We start from the raw sequence: 6,518 nt of genomic DNA, 5'->3' as shown, positions 1-6,518 counted from the left end.
GGCGATGCGTTTGACGATGGCCAGGCCGAGGCCGGTGCCGCGCCCGCCGCGGGCGCGGTCGCCGCGGATGAAGGGGTTGAAGATGCTGTCCAGCTCGGCCGGGTCGATGCCGTTGCCGCGGTCCAGCACGCTGAGCACTACGTAGGGCGCGTTGTGGTCGCCGGCCAGGCTGGCGACCACTTCCACGGCGTCGCCGCCGCCATGGTTGAGGGCGTTCTCCACCAGGTTGGTGAGCAGGCGCTTGATCGACACCCGGCGCAGCGGGAAGGGCGGAATGGCCTCCAGGCACAGGCGCACGCGCTCGCCGTTCTGGTTGTAGGGCGCCAGCGTCTCGCGCACCAGCTCGGCGAAGTCGGCCTGCTCCACCGGCTCGTCGCGGCCGTCGCGGATAAAGGCGAGGAACTGGTCGAGGATGGCGTCCATGTCCTCGATGTCGCGCACCATGTCCTCGGTCAGTTCGGAATCGCTCTGCATGAATTCCAGCGCCAGGCGCAGGCGGGTCAGCGGCGTGCGCAGATCGTGGGACACCCCGGCCAGCATCAGCTCGCGCTCGCGCGCCGCCTGCTCGACGTCCTCGGCCATCTGGTTGAAGGCACGGTAGACCTCGGCCATCTCGCTCGGCGTGTCGCTGATCGGCAGGCGCACGCTGCGCCCCTGACCCAGCTGGCGGGCGGCGAACACCAGGCGCTTGAGCGGCGCACTGAGCTGGCGGACGAAGATCCAGGCCGCCGCGGTGGACAGCAGGCCGATGCCGAGGAACCAGCCGAGCACGCTCCAGATGCGCTGGCCGCGCAGCGGGTGCGGGTACATCGGCACCCGCAGCCACTCGTCGCCCAGGCTCGGCGCGCGCACCCAGAGCGCCGGCGGCGTGGTGGCGCGCACCCGCACCTCGGTGTCCGGCCCCAGCTCGGTCTGCATCTGGCGCTGGAAGATCTCGCTGTAGGGCCAGTGCTGCTCGCTGGCCGGCACCTTGTCGCGGGGGATGCGCTTGAGCCCGGCGGCCTGGGCGATGTGCTCGCGCTCCGCGGGGTTGGCCGCCCAGTAGGCGCGCAGGGTCAGCGCCGCACCGTGGCTGTACTGGCGGTCGACCAGCACGTCCTCGTTCATCATCAGATAGACCAGGGTCAGCGCCTTGGAGAACAGCACGACGATCAGCACCAGCCAGAGGGTGCGGGCGAAGAAGCTTTGCGGGAACCAGAGCGGGGTTTTCATAACGCTTCGATGTAAGTTGGGTTGAGGCGCGCAGCGCTGAAGCCCGACGCCGGGCTATCGGACAGGACGCAGTGGGCGTTGGGCTTCGCTCCGCGCAGCGCCAACCCAGGAATCACTTATTGCCGTCCGGCACGAACACATAGCCCACGCCCCAGACCGTCTGGATATAGCGCGGCTTGGACGGATCCGGCTCGATCAGCCGGCGCAGGCGGCTGATCTGCACGTCGATGGAGCGCTCCAGGGCGTCCCACTCGCGGCCGCGGGCCAGGTTCATCAGCTTGTCGCGGGTCAGCGGCTCGCGCGCATGCTGCACCAGCGCCTTGAGCACGGCGAACTCGCCGGTGGTGAGCATGTGCACCTGCTCGCCGCGCTTCAGCTCGCGGGTGGCCAGCGACAGCTCGTACTCGCCGAAGCTGACGCTCTCGTCCTCGCTGCCCGGCGCGCCCGGCACCACCGGCGCCTGGCGGCGCAGCACGGCCTTGATCCGCGCCAGCAGCTCGCGCGGATTGAACGGCTTGGCCAGGTAATCGTCGGCGCCCAGCTCCAGGCCCTGGATGCGGCTGGACTCGTCGCCCTTGGCGGTGAGCATGATGATCGGGATCTGGTTGTTCGCCTCGCGCAGGCGGCGGCAGGCGGACAGGCCGTCCTCGCCGGGCAGCATCAGGTCGAGCACCACCAGGTTGAACAGCTCGCGGGCCAGCAGGCGATCCATCTGCTCGACGTTCTCCACGGCGCGCACGCGATAACCCTGTTCGTCGAAGAAACGCTCGAGCAGGCGACGCAGACGGGCGTCGTCGTCGACGATCAGGATCTTCTCGCCTTCGGCGGCGGGGGCGCTGTGGCTCATGGCAACTCCTTGGCTGAAGCCCGCTCGCGCGCCGCGCGGCCAGGCTGGAATGGCGGCATTATGGCTCAGGCGCCCTGGCGGGCGCTCCAGCCATTGTTAGCAGATTTTTCCCCGAACGGTTCCCAGCGCCGGCGGATGCGGTGTTTATAATGCGCCGCCGCCTCGACCTGGCAGTCGCGCAGCGCCCCTCCTCCGCCCCTCTGCCGCCACGGCATGGACGCGGGCCAGGGTGCTCACGGCCAAGTCGACTCAAATTGATTCGCGCGCGCCGTGCCGCCGGCATGGCCGCCCTGTGGGTAGCTTTTTTATGGACAGCATCAACAACCGCATCGCCGAAGAACTGGGCGTGCGCCCGCAACAGGTCGCCGCCGCCGTGGCCCTGCTCGACGAAGGTTCCACCGTGCCCTTTATCGCCCGTTACCGCAAAGAGGTGACCGGCAGCCTCGACGACACCCAGCTGCGCCACCTGGAAGAGCGTCTGCGCTACCTGCGCGAACTGGACGAACGCCGCGTGGCGATCCTCGCCAGCATCGAGGAACAGGGCAAGCTCACTCCGGAACTCAAGCGCGAGATCGCCCTGGCCGACACCAAGACGCGCCTGGAAGACCTGTATCTGCCGTACAAGCAGAAGCGCCGCACCAAGGGCCAGATCGCCCTGGAAGCCGGCCTCGGCGAGCTGGCCGATGCGCTGTTCGGCAACCCGGAGCTGAGCCCGGAAAGCGAAGCCGAACGCTTTATCGACGCCGACAAGGGCTTCGCCGATGTGAAGGCCGTGCTCGAGGGCGCCAAGTACATCCTGATGGAGCGCTTCGCCGAGGATGCGGGCCTGCTCGACAAGCTGCGCAGCTTCCTCAAGGACCACGCCACCCTCAGCGCCCGCCTGGTGCCGGGCAAGGAACACGAAGGGGCCAAGTTCAGCGACTACTTCGAGCACGACGAAGCGCTCAAGGGCGTGCCGTCGCACCGCGCGCTGGCGATCTTCCGCGGCCGCAACGAGGGCATCCTCAGCGCCAGCCTGAAGGTCGGCGAGGAGCTGCCGGGTACCCTGCACCCCTGCGAGCTGATGATCGGCGAGCGCTTCGGCATCAGCGCGCAAGGCCGCGCCGCCGACAAGTGGCTGGCCGAGGTGGTGCGCTGGACCTGGAAGGTCAAGCTGTACAACCACCTGGAAACCGACCTGCTCGGCGAGCTGCGCGAGAAGGCCGAGGACGAGGCCATCGCCGTGTTTGCGCGCAACCTGCACGACCTGCTGCTGGCCGCGCCGGCCGGCCCGCGCGCCACCCTGGCGCTCGACCCTGGCCTGCGCACCGGCTGCAAGGTGGCGGTGGTCGATGCCACCGGCAAGGTGCTGGACACCGCCACCGTCTACCCGCACGCGCCGCGCAACGACTGGGACGGCACCCTGGCGGTCCTCGCCAAGCTGTGCGCCAAGCATGGCGTCGACCTGATCTCGATCGGCAACGGCACCGCCAGCCGCGAGACCGACAAGCTGGCCGCCGAGCTGATCAAGAAGGTGCCGGGCCTCAAGCTGACCAAGGTGATGGTCTCCGAGGCCGGCGCCTCGGTGTACTCGGCCTCAGAGCTGGCCGCGCGCGAATTCCCCGATCTCGACGTGTCGCTGCGCGGCGCCGTGAGCATCGCCCGCCGCCTGCAGGACCCGCTGGCCGAGCTGGTGAAGATCGACCCGAAATCCATCGGCGTCGGCCAGTACCAGCACGACGTGTCGCAGCTCAAGCTGGCGCGCTCGCTCGATGCCGTGGTCGAGGACTGCGTGAACGCCGTCGGCGTGGATGTGAACACCGCCTCCGCCGCGCTGCTGGCGCGCATCTCCGGGCTGAATGCGACCCTGGCGCAGAATATCGTCGCCCATCGCGACCAGAACGGCGCGTTCAAGACCCGCGCCGAGCTGAAGAAGGTGCCGCGCCTGGGCGAGAAGACCTTCGAGCAGGCCGCCGGCTTCCTCCGCGTGATGAACGGCGACAACCCGCTGGACGCCTCCGCGGTGCACCCGGAAACCTACCCGCTGGTCGAGCGCATTGCCCAGGACACCGGCCGCGACATCCGCTCGCTGATCGGCGACTCGGGCTTTCTCAAGCGCCTCGACCCGGCCAAGTTCACCGACGAGCGCTTCGGCCTGGTCACCGTCGGCGACATCCTCAAGGAACTGGACAAGCCCGGCCGCGACCCGCGTCCGGAGTTCAAGACCGCCGAGTTCCAGGAAGGCGTGGAAACCCTCAAGGACCTCGAGCTGGGCATGGTGCTCGAGGGTGTGGTGACCAACGTCACCAACTTCGGCGCCTTCGTCGACATCGGCGTGCATCAGGACGGTCTGGTGCACATCAGCGCGCTGTCGGAGAAGTTCATCAAGGACCCGCACGAGGCGGTCAAGGCCGGCGACGTGGTCAAGGTCAAGGTGATGGAGGTGGATATCCCGCGCAACCGCATCGCCCTGTCCATGCGCATGGGCGATACCCCCGGCGAGAAGGTCGACGGCCAACGCGGCGGACAATCGCGCGCTGGCAACCGTGGCGGCAACGCGCCGCGCAGCGAGCGTCATTCCAGCCAGGACAAACCGGCCCCCGCCAGCGGCGGTATGGCCGCCCTGTTCGCCAACGCCAAGCAGTTGAAGAAATGAGCACGACCGACAAGGTCGGCGCCAGCAGCGCCTTTTCCCGCCTGCTCGGCCTGGAGATTCTCCAGGTCGGCGGCGGCGAGGCGCGTGTGCGCCTGAGCCTCACCGACGAGCTGCGCAACCTGCACGGCAAGCTGCACGGCGGCGCACTGTTCTCGCTGATCGACACCGCCATGGGCCAGGCCAGCCACAGCCTCGGCGATGGCGGGCCGAGCAGCGTGACCCTGGAGTGCAAGATCAACTACATCCGCCCGGTGTCCGAAGGCAGCGTGCTGTGCCACGCCAAGGTGCTGCATGCCGGGCGCCGCACCCAGGTGGTGGAGGCCGAAGTGCTGCAGGGCGACAAGCTGGTCGCCAAGGCACAAGGCACCTTCGCCTGCGTGTAATCGGCGCCGCTCGGGCTGGTCTAACCTGGGTAACCGTTCGCCCCTTGCAGAGTGCCGGGGCGATCCCCATATTGTGGCGACTGCCCAGTTAGGAAGTGCATCTTGAGCGACCTTCTCTCCCGCCGCCTGGCCCTGCTCGGCGAGCCGGCCCACCTGTCCCTGCTGGGCCAGTGCCTGCACGGCATCGAACGCGAATGCCTGCGCATCGACCAGGACGGCCAGCTGGCCCTGACCCCGCATCCGCAGGGGCTGGGCTCGGCGCTGACCCATGCGCAGATCACCACCGACTATTCCGAATCGCTGCTGGAATTCATCACCGGCACCGCCACCGACCCGGCGGCCACCCTCGACGAGCTGGAACGCATCCACCGCTTCGCCTACGCCAAGCTGGGCGACGAGCTGCTGTGGAGCCCGTCGATGCCCTGCGCCTTGCCGGATGAAGAAACTATCCCTATCGCCCGCTACGGCAGCTCCAATATCGGCCGGCTCAAGTACGTCTACCGCAAGGGCCTGGCGTTGCGCTACGGCAAGACCATGCAGTGCATCGCCGGCATTCACTACAACTTCTCCCTGCCCGAGGGTCTGTGGCAGCTGCAGCAGCAGGCCGAAGGCGACACGCAGAGCGCGCGCGACTACCAGTCGGCGCGCTATATCGCGCTGATCCGCAACTTCCGCCGCTACAGCTGGCTCTTGATGTACCTGTTCGGCGCCTCGCCGGCGCTGGACAAGGGCTTCATGCGCGGCCGCCCGCACCAGCTGCAGGAGCTGGACGCCAGCACCCTGTACCTGCCCCATGCCACCAGCCTGCGCATGAGCGATCTGGGCTACCAGAGCAGTGCCCAGTCCGGCCTGACCCCCTGCTACAACGACCTGGCCAGCTACACCGACAGCCTGCGCCTGGCCGTGGCCACGCCCTACCCGGCCTATGTCGAGGCCGGCATCAAACGCGACGGCGAGTGGCTGCAGCTGAACACCAACATCCTGCAGATCGAGAACGAGTACTACTCGAGCATCCGCCCCAAGCGCGTCACCCGCAGCGGCGAACGGCCGATCCAGGCGCTGATGAGCCGCGGCGTGCAGTACGTGGAAGTGCGCTGCCTGGACATCAACCCCTTCCTGCCGCTGGGCATTGACCTCAGCGAATCGCGCTTTATCGACGCCTTCCTGCTGTTCTGCGCGCTGGCGGACAGCCCGCTGCTGGAAGGCGGCGAGTGCCGCAGCTGCACCGACAACTTCCTCAAGGTGGTCAAGGAAGGCCGCCGTCCCGGCCTGCACCTGCAGCGCGATGGCCGCCCGGTGGAACTCAAGACCTGGGCCCTGGAGCTGATCGAGCAGATCCGCCCGCTGGCCGAGCTGCTCGACCGCAGCCAGGGCGGCGCGGCGCACGGCAAGGCCCTGGCGGCGCAGCAGGCCAAGGTCGAGGATGCCGACCTGACGCCCT

5 protein-coding genes are annotated in these 6,518 nt (G+C 68.3%); 3 read left to right on the top strand and 2 right to left on the bottom strand.

Translation table 11 applies throughout. The annotated features are described in order from the left end of the window. Positions 1 to 1,212: ATP-binding protein (locus N878_RS10330; protein WP_021443584.1), on the bottom strand; the 1,212-nt coding region annotated here is incomplete at its 3' end. Between the two features lie 112 nt (positions 1,213 to 1,324). Next, a complete protein-coding gene (gene ompR, locus N878_RS10325) occupies positions 1,325 to 2,059 on the bottom strand; it encodes a two-component system response regulator OmpR (protein ID WP_021443583.1) in 735 nt (244 codons plus the stop codon). A 307-nt stretch (positions 2,060 to 2,366) separates the two neighbouring features. Between ompR and N878_RS10320 the strand changes: the two genes are divergently transcribed. The 3 genes from N878_RS10320 to gshA all read left to right on the top strand — a co-directional run. Further along, entirely contained in the window at positions 2,367 to 4,694 is a 2,328-nt protein-coding gene (locus N878_RS10320) for a Tex family protein (protein WP_021443582.1), read from the top strand. Beyond that, the gene (locus N878_RS10315) at positions 4,691 to 5,077 is read left to right on the top strand and encodes a PaaI family thioesterase (RefSeq protein WP_021443581.1); all 387 of its coding nucleotides are present in this window, start codon (positions 4,691 to 4,693) and stop codon (positions 5,075 to 5,077) included. The genes N878_RS10320 and N878_RS10315 overlap by 4 nt, the downstream gene beginning before the upstream one ends. A gap of 102 nt (positions 5,078 to 5,179) precedes the next feature. After that, a partial coding sequence (gene gshA / locus N878_RS10310) for a glutamate--cysteine ligase (RefSeq protein WP_021443580.1) occupies positions 5,180 to 6,518 on the top strand: 1,339 nt, incomplete at its 3' end.

Source organism: Pseudomonas sp. EGD-AK9 (assembly GCF_000465935.2).
Lineage (GTDB): Bacteria > Pseudomonadota > Gammaproteobacteria > Pseudomonadales > Pseudomonadaceae > Aquipseudomonas.
Note: the sequence above shows the minus strand (reverse complement) of the source record. Positions and strands in the feature narration are given on the sequence as shown.

Coding starts and splice junctions, on each gene's coding strand:
- N878_RS10320 (WP_021443582.1), top strand. CDS start 2,367: ATGGACAGCATCAACAACCGCATCGCCGAAGAACTGGGCGTGCGCCCG.
- N878_RS10315 (WP_021443581.1), top strand. CDS start 4,691: ATGAGCACGACCGACAAGGTCGGCGCCAGCAGCGCCTTTTCCCGCCTG.
- ompR (WP_021443583.1), bottom strand. CDS start 2,059: ATGAGCCACAGCGCCCCCGCCGCCGAAGGCGAGAAGATCCTGATCGTC.